This is a genomic window from Luteibacter sp. dw_328 (genome assembly GCF_018449605.1).
Lineage (GTDB): Bacteria > Pseudomonadota > Gammaproteobacteria > Xanthomonadales > Rhodanobacteraceae > Luteibacter.
Genome location: NZ_JAAVUW010000007.1, coordinates 43,238 through 63,931, shown reverse-complemented (window position 1 = coordinate 63,931; position 20,694 = coordinate 43,238). Strand labels below are relative to the sequence as shown.

Below are 20,694 nucleotides of genomic sequence, written 5' to 3'. Positions count from 1 at the left end.
TATCTTGGGCTACGAGAGCTTCGAGATGGCTCAATGCACGTTTAGAAGAGTAGCCACTATTTGTGCAACTTTTGCGGCAAGAAGCGGTGGCACAGCGTTGCCGACTTGTACATATTGCTGTGTTCGATTGCCTACAAAAAAATAGTTATCTGGGAACGTCTGGATGCGAGCAGCCTCGCGCACGGTGAGGCTGCGGCATTGTGCCGGGTCGTAGTGAATGAAGTAGTGGCCGTCTTTCGCAATATGACTCGTTACGGTCGTCGCGAATCTATTCTCAACCTGCACTCGAAACCTGTCCGCAAAGTGACCCGAAGCGAAATTACTATGGGCTGGGATTAGCGACTCAGGATAGTCAGATGGCTTGGGAAAAGGGTGCAATGAAGGATTGCCCTGTGCCACCTTTGCCCAGGCGGAGCAATATAGATACCTCTGCAAGTCACCGGGCATATGACTTCGCGACTCGTGATTGCATAGCAACCCCCTACCCGATGGGTCCGCGTACCAACGGCGCAGCGATCGAGGCATGCTCCCGAAAATCCGCGCCGGAACAGAGTCCGGCGAAAAATTCTGCCCACGAGAATCGGGAACGGTAAGCGATTCGTCGATCGCTGCTCGAATTTGCTCGACGACACGTGCCCCTGCATGAGCTCGCACCTCAGCCAAGTTGGCCTTCAGGCCCGACATAGCGGCGCGCCAAGTATCGCGATTGTCATCGGTCCGCGAGACGCCGCTGCGCAATTTCGGCAAGCCGCCAATGACATCTCTTACCGTTAACTCAGCGGCTTGCTCCAACAGCAGGTTCGGCCGCCATCGCGGCGCAACGTCCTCGCGGATGCCGAACAGAAGAACGCGGTGTCTCGCTTGGGGAATCCCGAATCGCTCCATCTTAACCACGTAATCCGCGGGGTCGTCCAGAACCCCAGCATCGACGCCCGAAGGAACCGCGAGCGAGTAAATGCGATAGCCCAGTCCGCCCTTCTTAGAGCGCCCCCAAGGGCGCTGCAGGTCCTCCAGAATGCGATGAAAGACGCGCTCCCCCCCGACCTCCGCAGATAGCATCCCCTTTACGTTCTCCATAACGAACGCGACAGGACGACACTTGGTGATAATACGCAAGTACTGTTGGTACAAGAAGTTTCTGCCGTCGTTTTCCGCCACGTATGAGGCGTCGCTCATTCTTCTCGATCGGCCGACAAGCGAATAGGCTTGGCAGGGTGGACCGCCGATGACGACACATTCACGATTCGAGCCCATTGAAGTATGGAGAGCGGCATCGATCTCGTCGTCGTGCTCGCCTAAGGTAAGACAGCGAGCCTCTTCGCGAGCACGGGCAATTTGTTTCCGGAATTTTGCGAGTGAGTACAACGAAGACTCCGGACGCGGCCCGAGCCTGCCGGAGATAAAATCGTAGTATTCAGAGGGGGCCTCGCCATGAGGGAACTGGCGATAGAACGCACGGAGGAGCAGCGTCGAATGAGCGCTGCTTTCCTTCTCGATCGAAATGGCTGTCTGGAAAGGCGATTGGCCTTTTCCATTGACAAACGAAGAGAATCCCTCGTTCAACCCCCCTGGCCCAGCGAAAAGGTCAATGACGCTGATTTTACTCGACATAGATGTACGCGCCCCTAGAGACGCATAGGATATCAAGTCGAGGGACTTTCGCCAGGAGTTGTCGCGTGACAGACATTGTAGACTCAGCTAGGCGCTCACGGATGATGGCCGGAATTCGCGGTAAGGACACCAAGCCGGAGCTGACCGTTCGCCGTCTCCTTCATGCCGCTGGCTTACGGTTTCGACTCCATCGAAAGGATCTGCCGGGACACCCCGACCTAGTCCTTCCACGCTATCGCACCGCGGTGTTCGTTCATGGATGTTTCTGGCACAACCACGATTGTTACCTGTTCAAGTGGCCAAGTTCGCGACCTGAATTCTGGCGGGAGAAACTGATCAGGAACCGACAGAGAGACCTTGCCGCGCTCAATGCGCTGCATGAAGGTGGCTGGCGGACGCTCGTCATCTGGGAATGCGCACTCAAAGCCAGCCCCTTTAAAAGCGATTCGGAAGCGCTTCGTAATGGAATTGTAGAATGGCTAGATGGATCGAGCCGACATGCGGATATATTCTCGATAGGATCGAGGCAAGCTGCCCCAACGCTTGTGAGCTCGCCGTAGCGGCAGTTAGCGAGTTAGCCGGCTCCGAGAGCAGAGTCCTTCGCTGAAGCCTGTTCGGCACCTTCGAGCTACGCGAGAAGTGCCGCGTCGCCCCTCGATGCGTTAGTCGGAAGTGACGTCGGACCTTCTTTCAGACACTTTAAAACTAGAGTCGAGCCGCTTCTCACGTTGCTTCCCGTCCTTGTTGTGCGTAGACGCTCGGGGTCAGATGACCAAGGAGGCCGCACGACCTCGAAGCAAGCGAACCCTCTATCGATGGCGCCGCCTAAGCCGCCACGGGCAGCTCGTCAGGAATATCTGTCAGCTTGGGGCTGAAGAACATCACCTCAGACCCGATGTATCGACGACGGGCCGTATATCTAAGGCCGTACCCCATTCCCTGGACCCCTGAATACATTGCTCGAATCTCTGGCGCGTCGTCATAGGAAACCACCCAGCGCCTCGGAAACTTCGAGCGTTGCAGCAAGCGAGAAATGGCCAAATGATCATCGTGCTCGTAGAAATTACGGTAGAGCCCCTGCCCCTTGAGGTAGTACGGAGGGTCTAAATAGATGAGCGAGCGCGATGGAAGAAAGTCCTTGCACCGCGCCAGCAGTGCGAGCGCGTCCTCGCCGTAGACGTTGATTGCCGTCGAATGCTGCTTCAGGAGTTCTAGGCGACCGACCAGAACATCGCGCTTGTATCGCGCGTCCAATCGGTAGATTCCGGACTGCGCCTTCCCCCCAATCACCCCGGCTTTAAGAATTCCAGACCGGTTGGTGCGATTCATAAACAAGGTGGCGAAGCCACGGTGGAGAAGGCTCGCTTTGGTCTCCCCGAAGAGAACCGAGCGCCAATGGTGCCACGCGTCCATCGTGACCGGCTCGTCCTGCACGAGACGAATCAGGGCATCGGTCTGGCGCGTCGCAACCATCCAGAAATCGTGTAGAGCTGGGTCAGCATCGTTGATATGGATGTCGGTCACCACGCCGTCGTACAGCAGTTCAAGCGCTACGCCGGCACCTCCCGCGTAGGGCTCAAAGTAGTGACCGCCTTCCAACCCGTTGGCTCGCATGATGTCGGCGATGTAGGGTGCAAAGCGGCCCTTACCACCGGGGTATCGCAGCGGAGTAAAGAGTTTGTTCGAATACATGGACCCGACTCTAGGGGTTAACAGGCATTTTGGCGAGCGTCCGCAACCGCTTGGCGACCACTTTCACCGCGGCCTCGAAATCCTTATGGAACTGCTCGACCATTGCTTGGTTTTCAGCCATCCAAGCCTCGAACAGCTTCCAAGACTTAATGACGTTAGCCCGATCTTTCCACCACTTCTTTGCATGGGATCTCTTCGACAGATCGTCCTTCCAGTCTAAAAGGTGGGCATTGATCTGGTCGGTCGTTATGTTCTTCTCGGTCAAGATGCGCCACGTTTCGGGATGCGCGTCTCGGTTGCTGATCAAGTCTTGAATGAACGCAAAAAGAGTACGCTCCGGGGAGGCTTTCGCAGCGCCCGGCAGCTTCACGATGTTTTGGTATTTAAGGTGCTTTGCCCGGATATTGGCATCAGCATCTAGTGCGAACAAAGCGAGCTTAAAGTGCGAGTCAATCGAGGTCAGGTTTGCCAAGCTATCGCATCCCACGCCCATAGCGATGGGCTTGATGGCCACATCGTACGCTGCGCCTAGCGCGCGCTTGCGCGCCGCCGGAATGAGCAAATTGAAGATGGTTTCCGCTTCTTTGTCTTCCAGATAGGTCCTGAGCACCGGTCGCTTTGATACTGTCTCAAGACCTGGCGGAATCAGATCCATGTCATCTAGGATGCTTTGGAGCGTTCCGGAGCTCATCAAACGAGGCGCACGGGTATCCATAAGATACGCGACAACATTCTTCGCGGACCGACTGTTAGCCCGAGGGTAAATGGCTTCGATGAGCTTGGTGGAGTGTGTGGTGGCCACAATCTGCAAATTGAGATCTTCGGCCGCTTTCGCCAGCTGCTCAACGAGCCGCTTAATCGCATGGGGATGAAATCCTGAATCCAGTTCGTCGATGACCAAGAGGCCACCAGGGTAGTCCACCCAGTCCCTTTTCAGCATTTGAAAGGATGCGATAGCCGCTGCGATGCTACCTAGGCTGTCCTGCCCGAGCGAGACGCACCTAGCGTCGTAGCCGTATTGGGGATGGCTAGAGAACTTACTTGTCCCTTTGATGCGATTCGAGGTGACCGACGCCTGCTTCGCGTCCGTGCCAACGATGACTGCGTTCATGAAGTCAGCAATGAGCTGCCTATCCGCGTCGGGCATCGTCTTCAACACCTCACTGTAACCTGACCCTTCTTCTGCTTCGCCCAAGGGAAACACTCGGGTCATGCCCAGGTAAAGCGTAGGAAGCGGTACTTTGGAAGCATCACCAATAGTGATGGTGTCGTCAGCTGACACAAACTTCTTACTGGACGGATAGAAATTACGGGGCACGATGCGGGCACGTCCTTCTGTGCTGCGGTCGGTCAGCGCGCATCGCTTTTGGAAACTTTCCTGTCCGTTAATTTCGTAGGTGATGATGGGCCGCGGTAGGGCGTCTGCTTCCTGCGCGCTCAGGAATTCGCCTTCGTAGTCGATGAAGATGATTTCAGACAGATTCGCTTGGAAGGTCTTGCCGAAATACGATTTCGGGGCCTTAGTGAGCTGTGTCAGTCCTGAGCTATTTGCCAGAAGCCCCAAGATGGTGGATTTACCGATGCCGTTATGCCCAGACACCAAAGTAATCCTGCTCGCGATGTCGACACTGAAGTCCTTCAGCTTACGGAATCCAATATCACCGAATTCGATACTCTTCACTTTGATGTTTGGCACTTCGCCCCCCTTCTCCATAAGAAAGTACTACCGCCTAACTCGGCGGCACTACCGGCGGGCGCCGCCTTTGTGGAAGCGCGCCAGCCACTCAGCGTTCTCCGGGGCGCAGGCCCGCTGTCGAAACACCGCCTTGCTGTCAGTTAGGTTTGAACCGGCCCCCGAGGTACTGCGAAGCCGCAGCATACTTGGAGTCAGGGGCGTAAGCGCGGGCTTAGCTGCAGCTTGATAGCTCGCGCTTAACGGCCGCTCGACGACAGCCCAACCGGCCTGAGCGAGAAGGCTCAGCGCTATGACAAAGCAGGACACTGGAACGGTAAACCAATTGATGCTTAAGGCGTATGGCGTGTTGAGCGAGAGACTTGCACCACAACAAAAATCCTGAGAACGAAAAAGCCCTGAAAAAACAGGGCTACTGGGGGCGAGGCCTAAAGACCAAGATTCAGGGCAATTTATCAACGATCAGCGGTCACCTGGCAACGACGAGGCTTTACCCGCACTTCGAATACCCACAATTCAAACAAGTCTGGCACCCATCCATCAGCACCAACGCCTGGGTATTGCACTTAGCGCAGAGCGTGGCGCCAGCGGGGAAGCCTGAGGCGTTCATGTGGGCGGCTTCTGCGGCGGCCTGGGAAGCAGGAGCATCGCCGGCGGAGCCGGCTCCTACAGGAACAGCTGCGGGAACGGCAGGCTTGGCGGCCTTTTCGTAAGCAGCACGCTTCTCGGCAATCAGCGCGCGAGTCGCGTCGCTCATTTCCGGGTCGTGAATCAGGCCGATCGACTTCATATGCTGCTCAACCACCGCGCCGATCTCGGCAACGATGCTCGGCATATAAACGCCGCCAGCCTTGAAGTAGCCGCCGCGCGGGTCGAAGACCGCCTTGAGTTCTTCAACAATAAACGTCACGTCGCCACCCTTGCGGAAGACGGCGGACAAAATTCGGGTGAGCGCCACGATCCACTGGAAGTGGTCCATGTTCTTCGAGTTGATGAACAGCTCGAAGGGGCGGCGCATTTCGTGTTTGGTGCCGGCGTTCAGGACGATATCGTTGACCGTCACGTACAGCGCGTGCTCGAAGAGCGGCGACTTGATCTTGTACGTGCTGCCGACGAGGGTCTCCGGTCGTTCCAGGCTTTCGTGCATCTGGATGACTTCAGCCACGGGCGCGGCTTCTTTCACCGGCACGGGCGCGGGGGCCGGAGCGGCCTTGTCTTCGGGCTTAACGACGTTATAGCCCTTGATCTTCTTTTCGATCTTGATCGCCATGACTCTTCTCTTATAGGTATTCCGCCCGGCGCCTGGCGCCGGGCGGAATAGGTGCTACTTACTTACGACGGCCACGAACGGCGCTCTTGCGTGCCGCCGTACGACCGGTCTTGCTGGCAGTGGACCTCTTGACCGCCTTGGGGGCGATCTTCTTGCTGGCGGCCTTGCGGACCGTCTTCTTTACAGCTGCGACGCGGCCGGCGCTCTTGCGAGCTACCTTGGCTACGCCCTTCTTGACGGCCTTGCGAGCCGTCGAGACCTTCTTCGCAACGCGACCGGCAGCCTTCTTGACCGTCTTGCGGACGGCGGCTGCCTTCTTCACGACGCGACCGGCTGCCTTGCGGACAACCTTCTTGACTGCTGCTGCCTTACGGGTCGAACCCTTCTTGGCGACCTTCTTCGAGGCAACCTTACGAGCCGGCGCCTTCTTGACGGCCTTAGTCACAGCCTTCCTGGAAGCGACCTTCTTGGAAGCTGCCTTCTTGACCGCGACTTTCTTCGTGGCCTTCTTGGCGGCAACCTTCTTAGCAACAACCTTCTTGACCGCAGCCTTCTTCACGGCAGTCTTCTTGGCCGGTGCCTTCTTGGCGACTGCCTTCTTCGCAGCCACCTTCTTCACCGCAGCCTTCTTGACGGCCTTCTTAGCCGTAGCCTTCTTGGCAGCAACCTTGGTCGGCGCAGCCTTCTTGGCAGCAGCCTTCTTACCAGCCGCCTTCTTCGGAGCAGCCTTTGCCGCCGCCTTCTTGGCCGGAGCCTTCTTGGCAGCAGCAGCCTTCTTCGGCGCAGCCTTCTTAGCGGCAGCCTTCTTCGGCGCAGCTTCAGCAGGTGCCGCCTTCGGAGCCGCCTTCGGAGCCGCCTTGCGAGTTGCCTTCTTCGCAGCCTTCTTGGCCGGAGCCGGCGTCTCCACCGGGGCAACCTCGACAACGGCAGCCTTCTTCACCGGCGCCTTGCGAGCCTTCTTGACGACCGGGGCCGAGTACGGCTCCGACACAACCGACTCGGAAGCCGGCTCCGACACGAAGTCGGGTTCGCCAAGATCGTGGTCGCTCGAAGCGGCAGCAGCCGGCTCGGGCGTCGGGTCGATCGTCTTGATCGCGACCGGCTTCTTCTTGACGACTTTCTTCGCAACCACCGGCGACGGCGTCACTTCAGCGGCGACATTCGTCTCCGCTTCGGGCGTCTCGACGGTGTCATTGGTGTCGATATCGGGCAGCTCACCCTCGACAACCTGGTTTTCGTTGGACATGTTTTTCCCTCTCCGCGGGGTCAGAACTTACCGTAATAGCCTTCCTTCAAAGCATCAAAGAGGTTCGCGGCGGTGTGCATTTCACCGTCGTATTCGACCTCTTCATTACCCTTCAGTTCGACAACGCTACCGTCTTCCAATTCGAAGCGATAGAGGGTGTTCTCCAGGTCGGTTTCTTTTACGAGCACGCCCTGGAACGCGGCGGGGTTAAAACGGAAGGTTGTGCAGCCCTTCAGACCCTGCTTATGGGCGTACATATAGATGTCCTTGAAGTCCTCATACGGATAATCCGTCGGGACGTTCGCGGTCTTGGAAATGGAAGAATCGATCCACTTCTGCGAGGCCGCCTGGATGTCTACGTGTTCTTTCGGGCTGATGTCGTCGGCGGAGACGAAGTAATCCGGCAGGCGGGTCTTCGGGTCGTCGGAGAACGGCAGCGCCTCGGAATTGATGAGGGCGCGGTAGGCCAGCAGCTCGTAGCTGAAGACCTCGACCTTCTCTTTCGACTTCTTCCCTTCGCGGATCACATTGCGGGAATAGTGGTGCGCAAAGCTGGGCTCGATGCCGTTGGAGGCATTGTTGGCCAGGCTGAGCGAAATCGTGCCGGTGGGCGCGATGGACGAGTGGTGGGTGAAGCGCGCGCCGGTCTCGGCCAGGGCTTCGATCAGCTCCGGGGCCACGTCGGCCACGCGCTGCATGTAGCGAGAATACTTCGCGTGCAGCACGCTGCCACGGATAGCCTGGCCGACCTTCCAGCCGTCGGTGACCATCTCCGGGCGCTTGCGCAGCATCTCGGCGGTGACGTCGTACTCGCGGCTGAGGACCGGCGCCGGGCCCTTTTCCTTGGCGAGCTCCAGGGCCACTTCCCAGCCGGCGACCGCCATCTCACGCGAGACTTCCTCGGTGAAGGCGACCGCATCGGCGTTGCCGTAGCGCATCTTCAACATGGTGACCGTGGAGCCGAGGCCCAGGAAACCCATGCCGTGGCGACGCTTGGAGATGATCTCTTCGCGCTGCTGGGCGAGCGGCAGGCCGTTGATCTCGACCACGTTGTCGAGCATGCGGGTGAACACGCGGACCACCTCGCGGTATTCCTCCCAGTCGAACCGGGCCTTGGGGCCGAACGGATCGCGGACGAACACGGTGAGGTTGATCGAGCCCAGCAGGCACGAGCCGTACGGCGGCAGCGGCTGCTCGCCGCAGGGGTTGGTCGCGCGGATGTGCTCGCACCACCAGTTGTTGTTCATCTCGTTGACGCGGTCGATGAGGATGAAACCCGGCTCGGCGTAGTCATACGTCGAGACCATGATCATGTCCCACAGGTGCCGCGCACGGATGTGGCCGTAGATCTTGCAGGCGACCAGGCCGTCTTCGCGCGTGACGTAATTCTGCTTGGTCGGCCACTCGCGCCAGAGGACCTTGGCGGCGTCGTTGAGGTCGATCTCGTGCTGCTCTTTGACGTGCACCGGGAAGACCGTCGGCCAGTCCTGGTCGTTCTCGACTGCTTCCATGAAGCCGTCGGTGATCAGCAGCGACAGGTTGAACTGGCGCAGGCGACCGTCTTCGCGCTTGGCGCGGATGAATTCCTTGGCGTCCGGATGCGCGATGTCGAAGGTACCCATCTGCGCACCGCGGCGACCGCCGGCGGAGGAGACGGTGAAACACATCTTGTCGTAGATATCCATGAACGACAGCGGGCCCGACGTGTGGGCGCCGGCGCCGGAGACGTAGGCGCCGCGCGGGCGCAGCGTCGAGAACTCGTAGCCGATGCCGCAACCGGCCTTCAGCGTCAGACCGGCTTCGTGCACCTTCTCGAGGATGTCGTCCATCGAGTCGTGGATGGTGCCCGAGACCGTGCAGTTGATCGTGGAGGTGGCCGGCTTGTGCTCGAGCGCGCCAGCATTGGACGTGATGCGGCCAGCGGGAATGGCACCGCGGCGCAGGGCCCAGAGGAAACGCTCGAACCAGTGTGCGCGCAGCTCGTCGGTGCCTTCGACATCGGACAGTGCGCGGGCGACGCGCTGGTAGGTGCCGTCCACCGACTCGTCGACGGGGTTACCCGACTTCGCCTTCAGACGGTACTTCTTGTCCCAGATGTCGTACGAGGCGGGCTGAAGCGGAATGGCCGCGGTCTCAAGCCCCATGGCTTGCGCACGTGCAGTGCTCATGTATGTGTCGTCCTCGAGTCTCGGCCTTTGTAGGCCTTTTATTGGTATGCGGTAACGCAACCACCTCGACAGCTCTCCCCCCGGAGCCTCTGCCGACCATCCTTGCTCCCTCGTCGACCCCCGAAAAGCCTTTGCCGACGATGGTTTGAAGCCTGAACCTGAGTAACCGCAGCACCAGTGCTAGGTAACAAGTCAGCCTGGGAACACAAGATGTTGTGGTTACGACCGGAGTGAACCTTAAACCCGGAAGGGGTCGAAGTAAAGTGTCGGTGATCGTTGTCTCAGGGTTTGAAATTCACCAAAAAGGAGTTCTTGCATGACCGCCAGCGCTTATCGGCGAACCACGATTTTTTCCGTCCTCGCGACCCTGGGTTTTGCCCTGGCCTCGCCCGCCTTTGCCGGCCTGCCACCGTCCATCAACGGTGAGCCGATGCCTTCACTGGCACCGATGCTGGCCAAGGTGACGCCAGCCGTGGTGAACATCTCGACGAAGACCCGCGTGCGTACGCGCAATCCGTATTTCGACGATCCGACCTTCCGCCAGCTGTTCGGCAACCAGGGCGTCCCGCGCGAACGCGTGGAGCAGAGCCTGGGCTCGGGCGTGGTCATCGATGCCGATAAAGGCTATGTGCTGACCAACCACCATGTCGTCGGGGGCGCGGACGATATCACGGTGACGCTGCAGGATGGTCGCGACTTCAAGGCGAAACTGCTCGGTAGCGACCCGGAGACGGACGTGGCGGTGCTGCAGATTCCGGCGGAGCGCTTGCAGGCGCTGCCGATCGCGGACTCGTCCGCGTTGCGTGTCGGTGACTTCGTGGTGGCCGTGGGCGATCCCTTCGGTCTCGGGCAGACGGCGACGTCGGGGATGGTCTCGGCGCTGGGTCGGTCGGGGCTCGGCAAGGGCTTCCAGAACTTCATCCAGACCGATGCCTCGATCAATCCCGGCAACTCCGGCGGCGCCCTGGTGAACCTGCGCGGCGAGCTGGTCGGCATCAATTCGATGATCTTCACGCCGTCCGGCGGCAATGTCGGTATCGGCTTCGCCATTCCGACGGATCTGGCGACGGGCGTGATGAAGCAGCTGCTGTCTTACGGCAAGGTGCGACGCGGGAACCTCGGCGTGGAGGTGCAGGACATCACGCCGCGCATCGCCCAGGCGCTTCGATTGAAGGACGCGAACGGGGCGGTGGTCACGCGGATCAATGAGGGCTCGCCGGCGGAGGGCGCGGGTCTACAGACGGGTGATGTGCTCACCGCGATCGATGGGAAACCGGTGCGCTCGGCGCAGGATGTGCGCAATACGGAGGGGCTGCTGCCGCTGGGCGCGAAGGTGAAGCTGGCGGTGCAGCGCGAGGGAGCGTCTCGCGATGTGGTGGCGACGATCGCCGCCGTGGCGATTGCGTCGTTGGATGGCGGGAAGGTGGATCCGCGGTTGGCCGGGGTGACGCTGAGCGATCTCACGGCGGAGCAGAAGGCGGCGGGGGCGTTTGGTGTGGTGTTGAGTGGGGTGAAGCGTGGGTCGGCCGCGGCGGGGGCGGGGTTGAAGGATGGGGATATTGTTGTGGGGATTCAGCAGCGGAAGGTGGCGTCGGTGAAGGCGTTGCCCTTGGGCCGCGGGTTGGGTGGGGGGCAGTTGTTGTTGACGGTGGTTCGTGATGGGGATGTGTATTACGCGGTTTTGTAGCGCCTTTCGCCGATGAATCGGCTCCTACCGAGCAAGAGCCCCTTGCTCGGTAGGAGCCGATTCATCGGCGATGCTCTCCCCACAAATCCCCGACAGCCTACGTTCCGTTTCCCCCCGGCAGGATGCCGATTGACGTCAAAGGGTGCGCCGACGGCCTCAATAGCCCACAATTGCGCCCCAATGCCCAACCCCGCTTCCGTCCCGAGGTTCTTGCCGTCCATGTCTCTCCGTCTTGCGCGACTGTTTACCGCCACGCTGATCGGCCTTAGCGCCTCTGCAACCCTTTTCGCTGCCGATACGGCTCTCATCTGGCGTGGCGATATCACCACCGCGCGCGGCGTGGTCATCGACGTCGCCAAGGCCTGGGAGAAATCCGGCAAGGGCAAGTTCGAACTGCAGCCCTTCAATACGGCCTCCGGTATCGACGCTGTCGTCAAGGGCACGGCGGATATCGCCGGCTCCGCGCGTCCGGGTGTCGGCGCTGCCGAGCAGTCGCTCACCTTCACGCCTGTCGCGTGGGACGCCCTGGTGATGGTCACCTACCCGTCCAACCCGGTGAGCAACATCACGCTCAAGCAGCTCCATGAGATCTACATGGGGCACATCACGAACTGGAAGGAGCTCGGCGGTGCCGATGCCCCGATCAACCTCTACGCCGTGGCCAGCCCGGCCGACGGTGTGGAATACAGCATGCGTCGCCTGCTGTTCGGACGCGGCAACCAGCCCGTCGCCGCACCGCGCCTGTACGTCAACGTGGCCAAGCTCGAAGAGGGCGTGACCCTCGACAAGCAGGGCCTGGGCGCTACCACCCTCGCGGGCGTGGCCTCGAACAAGAAGGTGAAGATCCTGCAGATCGACGGCGTCACGCCGTCGGCATCGACGGTCGCCAGCGGCGCCTACGTGCTCTACAGCGAGATCTACCTGGTCACCAACGACACCAACCCGAAGGCTGCCGAGATCAAGGAATTCCTTGCTTTCGTCACCTCGAGCACGGGTAGCGCCCTGCTTCGTTCGCACAGCCTCGTGCCGTACGCCGATGGCGCCTCGCTCGCCTCGGGCGATGCCGCTCGCCGCGCGACGATCGCTTCCACCGTCGGCACCCGTGCCAACGTAGGCCAGGCGATGACCACCGCGCCGACCGTCGCCGCTGCCGCTCCGGCGGAAGCCGCGAGGGAAGTCGCTGTCGCCAAGGCAGAGACCAAGGGCAAGGGCGCCAAGGCGGCTAAAGAAGCCAAGGGCTCCGTTGCCACCACGGCTGAGCCGTCGCAGTTCGCCGCGGTCGTCGCCAGCGTCAGCACCTCGGCGCATGTCGGCTTCTCCGGCGTCCATTCGGAAGCCTTCTCGGTCTCCGACAACGCCAAGGTCGGCGGCAAGTTCGCCAAGGTCCTGGCCGATGCCGTCACGGTGAAGGGCAAGATCGCCGCCAAGCCGCCGATCGACAGCTCCGAGAAGTCGAACAAGGTCGTCCTGCCGAAGCTGAGCGAGGCCAAGCCGGCCGCTGCGAAGCCGGAAGCCAAGGTCGCGGCCGTCAAGGAAGCGAAGAAGCCGGCCGCCATGGTCGCTTCGCGCACCTATAAGGTCTCCGCCGGCGACACGCTCTATTCCATCGCCAAGAAGAACGCGGTGGACGTGAACCAGCTGCGCGCCATGAACGGCCTGAAGGACAACAATGTCCATGCAGGCCAGGTGCTCAAGGTGAGCGCACGCTGAGCCCTATGGCCGTCCGCGCCGTCTCCCTCGACCTCGACGATACCCTGTGGCCGGTTCTGCCGGCCCTTATCGAGGCCGAGCACGTCGTCGACCGCTGGCTCAGGCAACACCATCCCGATGTCGCAAGCGCATGGCCTATCGAGGCCATGCGTGAGCTTCGCGAGCAGATCGCCCGCGACAACACCCATCTTTCCCACGACTTCAGCGAACAGCGCCGGATGACCATCCGCGCCGCCTTCGCGCACTGCGGCATCGACGATGCCCCGGTGGATGAACTGTGGCGGCTGTACTTCGCCGCCCGCAATAACGTGGAGCTCTACCCCGACAGCCTGCCGGCGCTGGAGCGCATTGCGCACCGCGTGCCCATCGTCAGCATCTCCAACGGCAACGCGGACCTGGAGATCATCGGCCTGCACCACCTCTTCCACACGCGCATCAGCGCCGGTGGACTGGGCGTGGCCAAGCCGGACGCTCGTATTTTCCTGGCCGCCGCGGAAGCCCTGGGTATCGAGCCCGGCGAGATCCTGCATGTCGGCGACGATCCCTTGCTGGATGTCGTCGGCGCGCGCGAGGCAGGCTTGCGCACCGTTTGGCTCAATCGCACGGGTGAGGTGTGGTCGCATGGACCGGCGCCCGACATGGAATTTCCGGATATGACCCATTTAGCCGATTGGGTAGAAGCGTCGGCGGTTACGGACAGCTAGAATAGCGGTTCACCGATTGCAACAATCCATTGACGCGGTTGCCAATGACCGCGAGGCACGGGAGGCCTGATGTCGCCGCTGATCGAACGCAAGTCCGGGAAACGTATCGTCATCCCCATCGAGACCGTCGATATGGCAGGCATGCCGGCGGCCGAGGGTCGGCTCGATGCGGTGCATCGGCAGTGGTTGATCTCGACGGCCTTTCGTCCGACACCGGGCGCCATCCTCGTGCTCCCCGATGCCAGTGGCGCCATCGCCCGCATTCTTGTCGGCGTCGACCGCGCGGATCCCATCGCGGCGCTCGGCTCCCTGCCCTCGCGCCTGCCCGAAGGTCTGTACGAGCTCGCCGCTGAGAGCGTCATCGAAGACCGCGACCTGCTGGCACTCGGCTGGGCACTCGGTGCCTACCGTTTCGATCGTTACCGCGCGCGTGCGCGTCCGCCGGCACAGCTGGTCGTGGACGCCGCGACGCTGCGCTCCGTGCAGCCGGTGATCGACGCCACGACGCAGGTGCGCGACCTGGTCAATACGCCCACCGAAGATATGGGCCCGGAACATCTCGCCGCCGCCATCCGCGCGCACGCCGAGGAACACAAGGCGAAGGTGCAGGAATGGGTAGGCGATGAACTACTCGCTGCGAACTTCCCGACCATTCATGCCGTAGGCCGCGCAAGCCATCGTGCGCCGCGCATGATCGAACTGACCTGGGGCAAGAACTCCAACCCGAAGCTGGTCATCATCGGCAAGGGCGTCTGTTTCGACACCGGCGGCCTGGACATCAAGCCGTCCGATGGCATGCGCTGGATGAAGAAGGACATGGGCGGCGCGGCACACGCTATCGCGCTCGCCGGCCTGGTGATGCAGGCGCGCCTGCCGGTACGCCTCACCCTCCTAGTTCCTGCGGTCGAGAATGCGATCGCCGGGAATGCCATGCGCCCGGGCGATGTCATCAAGACGCGCGCCGGACACACGGTGGAAGTGGACAACACCGATGCCGAAGGTCGCCTCGTTCTCTGCGACGCCATCGCCTACGCGGTGGAGCAGGCCCCGGATCTGATCATCGATTTCGCGACGCTGACCGGCGCCGCGCGTGTGGCACTCGGTCCCGAGCTGCCCGCGCTGTTCACCAACCGCGACCAGCTCGCCGACCACGTCATCGGCTCAGCGGAACTCGTCGGCGATCCGCTCTGGCGCTTGCCGCTGTGGCGTCCGTACCGTCGCATGCTGGAGTCGTACGTGGCGGACTTCGCCAACGCCGGCCCCTCACGTCACGCCGGCGCCGTCACCGCCGCGCTCTACCTCGAGCGCTTCATTCCCGAGACCCAGAACTGGATGCACCTGGATACCTACTCGTGGAACGACACCGACCGCCCGGCCCATCCGCGCGGTGGTGAAGCGCAGGGGCTGCGTGCATTTTATCGGTTCTTGTCCGAGCGTTATTCGTAACCTCGCCCGATGAAAAGGAAGGTTCGCTAACGCGAACGTTTCTCTTCAGGCCCTGCCGGGCCTGTGCTCGGTAGGAGCCGATTCATCGGCGATGGGTGCTTGCAACAACAGTGTGGGAGCCGGCTATTGCCGGCGATCCCGCAGCAGCGGGCCAGGTTTCGGCAATCGGGTCATCGCCGCTGAAGCGGCTCCCACATAGAGCCGGATCCCACAGAGAGCCGGCACACACATAGAGCCGGATCCCACAGAGAGCAGGCACACACAAAGCGGCCCTTATTCCGCGACCCTCATTCCTGAGGCTCGCTTTTCGCCGCATCATCGTCGACCACAACCCCAACCGAAGCCGCCTCCGCCGCCGCATCAATCGCCTCGGCCTTCTGCTTCTTCATCGCAACCACCGAGCGCAGGTTCCGCTCCAGCTCCGCGATCGACAGCGGAAAGTACGCGTCGTCCTGATCGTTCACTTCCCAGCTATGCAGGCGCTTCCCGGTAACTGCCACACCGGAAGCCACCAGTGCCGCACGGACCTCGTTCGGATCCAGGTCGGTCGCCTGCAGGATCAACTGCCAAAGCCAGTTCATGCGCTGCGGATCGACACCGCGCGTCATCGGCGGACGCGTGTATTCGCGCGACGGCGCGTCAAAATCGCTCATGAGAAACCCCTGTTTTGGCCCGTACGCCCGATTATGGCATCGACCTCCTCCGATCGGCACCGCACCCCGTTCGGTAGGAGCAGGCGGGCCTTATTCCTCAGGCTCGCTCCCGGTCATCGTGACTTGGGCCCGGCGTCTAAAGTATCAGGCGGCAGTCCGCTATCGCACTGCTCGTCCTTGCATTCATAAAGACGTTGATCCTGCGAGGATGGACCGCGCGCGCCGGTACACCATTCGTACGCAACCAGATTGCTCTTCAGATCGTCGCAGACCCCGGGATATTCAGGAGATCTTACGTACACGATGTCACGGTGGGTGATTTTTGAAATGGGCGTCATGAGGACGGTGCCATCAAAAAAGTTCGCCCGTTTGAATGACGTCGGCTCCTGCTCGGTGCCCTCTCCGATGACCAGGTCGTGGGAAGCCATGCGAAGGTATAAACCCACCGGCCGTTTAAGTGATGGATACTTCGCCCTCAGCGCGTCAATCTTGGCAAGCGCCGATTCGTAGGCATCATCCTTTGACTCGTTAGGACCTCGCATCCTGACGGCGGCACTGAAGTCGACCCCCTCGGAGGCGCATTTCGCAAACTCGTCGAAGCGCTGGGATGTGATGTAAACGACTTTTGATTCATCGGCGTTCCGAAACGCGTCTTTCCGCCAGTCGACCTGCTTGAGACACCCCGGCGTCTTGTCTACTACCCCGGTCACCACACCGGCGAGAGATGGCATAGAAAACAGAGCGCACACCGCTAAAAAATAGTACCTGCATCCCTTCATGTTCATCACGAATCCTTTCGGGCGAACTACCCGGTTGACTGCATGGCCCCCGGGAAGAGTATCTCCCGGTACCGCCGCAGATGGCGCAGGGCGGGAAAAGTCAGCGCTCTCGAAAGAGCCCGTGCTTGTTGCCGTTAGCTGGAAAGCGTCCGATTTCGCATACAAAAATTGCGACCGGGATAAACCCGCGGGCGAGTCAGCCCCGCCGGGGGCTGTTGAAGCCGGTTCATTGGCGATCGGATGTTCGCGGCGCCCTGGCCCGCTGCCGCAGGATCGCCGATGAATCGGCTCCTACACGGAGCTTGGGATATGGTCGGCATCTGACTGCACCGGAGTTCCGTCATGCGTCGCACGCTCATCGCCCTCGCCCTCGCCCTGCTCTGCATCACCACGCCGCTCCTCGCCGACGACACGCCCACCATCAAGGAACTCGGCCCGCGCCTCGAACGCGTCGACTACCCTTACCCGGTCACGATGTTCCCCGTGCAGAACCAGGGCCAATCGCTCGAGATGGCCTACATGGATCTCAAGCCGGAGAAACCGAACGGCCGCACCGTCGTCCTCCTGCACGGCAAGAATTTCTGCGGACCGTATTGGCAAGCGACCGCCGAGCATCTCCGTGTCGCCGGCTTTCGCGTGGTCATCCCCGACCAGATCGGTTTCTGCAAATCATCCAAGCCGCGCGGCTACCAGTACGGCATCGCCCAACTCGCCGCGAACACGCATGCGTTGCTGGCGAGTCTTGGCGTCGACAAGGTCACGGTCGTCGCGCATTCGATGGGCGGCATGATCGGTGCGCGCTATGCGCTCATGTTCCCGCAGGGCGTGGAGAAGCTGGTGCTGGTCGATCCGCTGGGCCTGGAAGACTGGAAGGCCAAGGGCGTGCCGTGGCGCAGCGTGGACGCGTGGTACGCGAGCGAGATGAAGACCTCGTACGCCACCATCCGCGCTTACCAGCTGAAAAGTTACTACGACGGCAAGTGGAAGTCCGACTACGGCCGTTGGGCGGTGATGCAGGCCGGCATGTATGAAGGCAGCGGCCGCGAGACGGTGGCCTGGGCGGGCGCGCTTACGTACGACATGATCTTCAGCCAGCCCGTGGTCTACGAGTTTCCCGATATCCGCGTGCCCACGGTGTTGATCATCGGGCAGGCGGACAAGACGGCGATCGGCAAGGATGCCGCGCCGTCGTCTGTGCAGGAGAAGCTTGGGGATTACGCGACGCTGGGTAAGGAAGCGGCGGCGAAGATTCCAGGGGCGAAACTGATTCCGCTCGATGGGTTAGGCCACGCACCCATGATCGAAGCACCCGAGCGCTTCTATAAAGCGCTCGACGAGGCCCTGTAACGGCACTCTCGCTCTTTGTAGGAGCCGATTCATCGGCGATCCCGCGGCAGCGGGCACGGTTACCGCAACCTGGTTATCGCCGATGAATCGGCTCCTAAAAAAGCGTGGCCTTGCACCATCAGGCGACTTGCTCGCGAGGTGGTATGAAGCGGTCGAGCTTGCCGCTGAAGATGCGGTCACGGTTAGCGGGATCTTCCAGCAGCGAACGCGGAAACACCGGACGCAAGGCACTGACCGCATCGAGCCGTTCGATCTGCTCAGCTGACAGCGTGACCTTCGTTGCCGCCAGATTCGCCTGAAGCTGCGCGACGCTGCGCGGGCCGATGATGGGGAGCGCGCCCTTGCACGCTACCCAGGCGATAGCGACCTCACCCGGCGTGACATTCAGTTCGTCGGCCGTCGCAATCACGGCATCGAGGATCGCCGTGCGTTGCGTCGTGTCTTCGGCCTGGAACACACGCCCGCCGAAGCCTTCGGCGCGACCCTTCTCACCTTGACGGTACTTGCCGGTGAGCATGCCGCCGCCGAGCGGCGACCACGCGACGACGCCCAGACCCAGCGCTTCGCCCATCGGCAGCAGCTCCTGTTCCGTCGTGCGCTCGACAAGGCTGTGCTCGACCTGCAGGCCGGCGATCGGGATGCTGCCGCGCAGTTCGGCGATGGTTGCCGCGCGTGACACGCGCCATGCGGGGAAGTCGGACAAGCCGGCGTAGAGAATCTTCCCCGCGCGTACGAGATCGTCGAAGCCGCGGACAATCTCCTCCATGGGTGTCACACCGTCGGCGTAATGCACCCAGTAGAGATCGAGGTGATCGGTGTTGAGTCGCTTCAGGCTCGCCTCGAGCGAGGCCACCATCGCCTTGCGGCTGTTACCGGTGACCAGGAGGCCTGCGTTGGCCTGGGCACTCTGGCTGAACTTGGTGGCCAGGACAAACTCGTTGCGGCGACCCACGAGCAGTCGGCCGAGGATCTCTTCCGACTCGCCGAACTGATAGCTGTCGGCGGTATCAATGAAGTTGCCGCCGGCGTCGGCGTACGCGTCGAGCATTCGGCTCGCCTCGTCCTGCTCGCTGCCATGGCCCCACCGCGTGCCGAAGCTGCCGGTGCCGAGCACCAGCTCGGAGACGCGCAAACCCGTGTGCTTACCAAAGAGCTTGTAACGCATGATGTCCGATTCCTCTGTTATGCGAGAAGGCCCTCACCCCTCGGGCGAGGGCCTGAGTGCTTACTTGCCGGCGGCTTCTTCGATGACCTTGACCACCACGTCGGGGTGCGAGAGGAACACGGTGTGGCTCGAGCCAGGCACCGTCGTGACCTTGGCCTTGGCGCGGTCGTACATCCAGCGCTGCAGGTCCATGTTGATGGTCTTGTCGGCACCGGGCAGCACGGCCCAGGAGGGTTTGGTCTTCCACGCCGCCGCCTTCGCTGGCGTGCCGAAAGCCTCGACGGACAGGATCACCTGCGAATGCGCCATGAAGGACGCCAGCGCCGACGATGAGTCCGCGGCGAAGTTTTCGCGGAACTTCGTGGGGTCCATGTAGAAGAACTTGCCGTCCGCGGTCTTCTTGACGTCGTTGTTCGGCGCCGGGTACTTCGCCATCGTCTCGAGCGTCTGGGTGCTCTCACCGACATCGGGCACGAGCGCCGCGAGATACACGAGTGATTTCACCTTCGGGTCGGCACCGGCTTCGGTGATGACCTGGCCGCCCCAGCTGTGGCCGACAAGCACGGTCGGGCCGTCCTGCTGGTCGATCACGCGCTTGGTGGCGTCGACATCGGCGGCGAGGCTGGTTTCGGGAATCTGGACGATCGACACCTCGTAGCCCTTGGCGACGAGCGAGTCGTAGACGGCGCGCCAGCCTGAGCCGTCGGCGAAGGCGCCATGGACGAGTACGACGTTGTGGATCGGGGCCGCCTGGGCGGCGGGGGTACCTGCAACACCCAGGGTCAGGGCACTGAGTGCGAACAGCGTGGAAAACCTCGACATGGCGAATCTCCTTCGTGGCGGGTTATGATTGCAACTGCAATCTAATATCTTTTCGTGGCGGTTGCAATCAAAACCGTCGGAACGGTTCAGGAGTGTGAAATGCGTGTTTCCAAGGAAAAATCGGCCGAGAACCGCGAAGCCCTGCTCGCAGCGGCGAGTCGGCTGTTCCGGGAGAAGGGCGTTGATGGCGTCGGAGTGGCGGAAGTGGCAAAGGAAGCCGGGCTGACCCACGGCGCCCTCTATGCCCACTTCCCCTCTAAGGACTTGCTCGCGGCCGAGGCGTTCTCGCACGGTTTCGCGCAGCGGATGGACCGTGCACGTGCCTGGGCGGGTGATCGGCATCCCTCGTTCGAGGAATACCTGGGCAGCCTCTACACCACGCTCCAGCGAGACGACCTGACTACGAGTTGCCCGATGACAGCATCTGCCAGCGATGTCGGACGCCAGGGCGAGGCACTCAGCCGTAGCTTTGCGCAGGCGTTCGAGGAAGAGGTAGCGATGATGGCCGGCGCTATCGACGAGACGGTGCCGCAGGACGTGCGGCGGCAGTTGGCGGTGGCGTCGATTGCGGCGCAGATCGGCGCGATCGCCGTCTCGCGTGCGGTCGCCAAGACCGACGCCGCGCTGTCGGATGAAGTGCTAGTGGCGACGCGCGATGCGATTGCGGCGGCCTTCGCGGCGCGCACCGCGACGGAATAGGA

17 protein-coding genes are annotated in these 20,694 nt (G+C 61.5%); 7 read left to right on the top strand and 10 right to left on the bottom strand.

The genetic code is table 11. From position 1 onward, the window contains the following. Positions 1–30: 30 nt before the first annotated feature. Positions 31–1,611, bottom strand: coding sequence for a DNA cytosine methyltransferase (locus HB634_RS17080; RefSeq protein ID WP_213949458.1), 1,581 nt, complete (start codon positions 1,609–1,611; stop codon positions 31–33). 2 nt (positions 1,612–1,613) lie between these two features. Between HB634_RS17080 and vsr the strand changes: the two genes are divergently transcribed. Beyond that, positions 1,614–2,171, top strand: coding sequence for a DNA mismatch endonuclease Vsr (gene vsr, locus HB634_RS17075; RefSeq protein ID WP_213949457.1), 558 nt, complete (start codon positions 1,614–1,616; stop codon positions 2,169–2,171). 265 nt (positions 2,172–2,436) lie between these two features. Here the strand turns inward: vsr and HB634_RS17070 are convergent, their stop codons facing one another. The 5 genes from HB634_RS17070 to HB634_RS17050 all read right to left on the bottom strand — a co-directional run bounded on the left by HB634_RS17070 (position 2,437) and on the right by HB634_RS17050 (position 9,680). Continuing rightward, positions 2,437–3,303 (bottom strand): DNA adenine methylase, encoded by an 867-nt coding sequence (locus HB634_RS17070; protein ID WP_213949456.1) that lies wholly within the window; start codon positions 3,301–3,303, stop codon positions 2,437–2,439. Between the two features lie 10 nt (positions 3,304–3,313). After that, entirely contained in the window at positions 3,314–4,999 is a 1,686-nt protein-coding gene (locus HB634_RS23070; RefSeq protein ID WP_213949455.1) for an AAA family ATPase, read from the bottom strand. A gap of 487 nt (positions 5,000–5,486) precedes the next feature. Beyond that, positions 5,487–6,266, bottom strand: a complete 780-nt coding sequence (locus HB634_RS17060; protein ID WP_213949454.1) for an NrdJb — start codon at positions 6,264–6,266, stop codon at positions 5,487–5,489. Positions 6,267–6,324: 58 nt separating this feature from the next. Beyond that, positions 6,325–7,512, bottom strand: coding sequence for a hypothetical protein (locus HB634_RS22935; protein WP_255548668.1), 1,188 nt, complete (start codon positions 7,510–7,512; stop codon positions 6,325–6,327). A 20-nt stretch (positions 7,513–7,532) separates the two neighbouring features. Beyond that, entirely contained in the window at positions 7,533–9,680 is a 2,148-nt protein-coding gene (locus HB634_RS17050; protein WP_213949453.1) for an adenosylcobalamin-dependent ribonucleoside-diphosphate reductase, read from the bottom strand. A gap of 316 nt (positions 9,681–9,996) precedes the next feature. Here HB634_RS17050 and HB634_RS17045 point away from each other — a divergent pair, with 316 nt between their 5' ends. The 4 genes from HB634_RS17045 to HB634_RS17030 all read left to right on the top strand — a co-directional run bounded on the left by HB634_RS17045 (position 9,997) and on the right by HB634_RS17030 (position 15,227). Continuing rightward, positions 9,997–11,367: a Do family serine endopeptidase gene (locus HB634_RS17045; RefSeq protein ID WP_213949452.1), complete on the top strand. Its 1,371-nt coding sequence runs from the start codon at positions 9,997–9,999 to the stop codon at positions 11,365–11,367. 219 nt (positions 11,368–11,586) lie between these two features. Beyond that, positions 11,587–13,077, top strand: coding sequence for a substrate-binding domain-containing protein (locus HB634_RS17040; protein WP_213949451.1), 1,491 nt, complete (start codon positions 11,587–11,589; stop codon positions 13,075–13,077). A gap of 5 nt (positions 13,078–13,082) precedes the next feature. Continuing rightward, the gene (locus HB634_RS17035; RefSeq protein WP_063573045.1) at positions 13,083–13,781 is read left to right on the top strand and encodes an HAD family hydrolase; all 699 of its coding nucleotides are present in this window, start codon (positions 13,083–13,085) and stop codon (positions 13,779–13,781) included. Positions 13,782–13,850: 69 nt separating this feature from the next. Beyond that, positions 13,851–15,227: a leucyl aminopeptidase family protein gene (locus HB634_RS17030; protein ID WP_213949450.1), complete on the top strand. Its 1,377-nt coding sequence runs from the start codon at positions 13,851–13,853 to the stop codon at positions 15,225–15,227. A gap of 287 nt (positions 15,228–15,514) precedes the next feature. Here HB634_RS17030 and HB634_RS17025 read toward each other — a convergent pair whose 3' ends face one another. Both HB634_RS17025 and HB634_RS17020 read right to left on the bottom strand, forming a co-directional pair. Then, on the bottom strand, positions 15,515–15,880 hold the full coding sequence (locus tag HB634_RS17025; protein ID WP_213949449.1) for a hypothetical protein: 366 nt from the start codon (positions 15,878–15,880) through the stop codon (positions 15,515–15,517). A gap of 113 nt (positions 15,881–15,993) precedes the next feature. Then, positions 15,994–16,665 (bottom strand): hypothetical protein, encoded by a 672-nt coding sequence (locus HB634_RS17020; protein WP_213949448.1) that lies wholly within the window; start codon positions 16,663–16,665, stop codon positions 15,994–15,996. 336 nt (positions 16,666–17,001) lie between these two features. Between HB634_RS17020 and HB634_RS17015 the strand changes: the two genes are divergently transcribed. Beyond that, a complete protein-coding gene (locus HB634_RS17015; protein WP_213949447.1) occupies positions 17,002–18,006 on the top strand; it encodes an alpha/beta hydrolase in 1,005 nt (334 codons plus the stop codon). Between the two features lie 118 nt (positions 18,007–18,124). Here HB634_RS17015 and HB634_RS17010 read toward each other — a convergent pair whose 3' ends face one another. Together HB634_RS17010 and HB634_RS17005 are read right to left on the bottom strand one after the other, a co-directional pair. Beyond that, positions 18,125–19,171 carry an aldo/keto reductase gene (locus HB634_RS17010; protein ID WP_213949446.1) on the bottom strand — a complete coding sequence of 349 codons (1,047 nt, stop codon included), beginning with the start codon at positions 19,169–19,171 and terminating at the stop codon, positions 18,125–18,127. A 60-nt stretch (positions 19,172–19,231) separates the two neighbouring features. After that, positions 19,232–19,993 (bottom strand): alpha/beta hydrolase, encoded by a 762-nt coding sequence (locus tag HB634_RS17005; protein ID WP_213949445.1) that lies wholly within the window; start codon positions 19,991–19,993, stop codon positions 19,232–19,234. A gap of 99 nt (positions 19,994–20,092) precedes the next feature. Between HB634_RS17005 and HB634_RS17000 the strand changes: the two genes are divergently transcribed. Next, positions 20,093–20,692: a TetR/AcrR family transcriptional regulator gene (locus HB634_RS17000; RefSeq protein WP_213949444.1), complete on the top strand. Its 600-nt coding sequence runs from the start codon at positions 20,093–20,095 to the stop codon at positions 20,690–20,692. Positions 20,693–20,694: the final 2 nt, after the last annotated feature.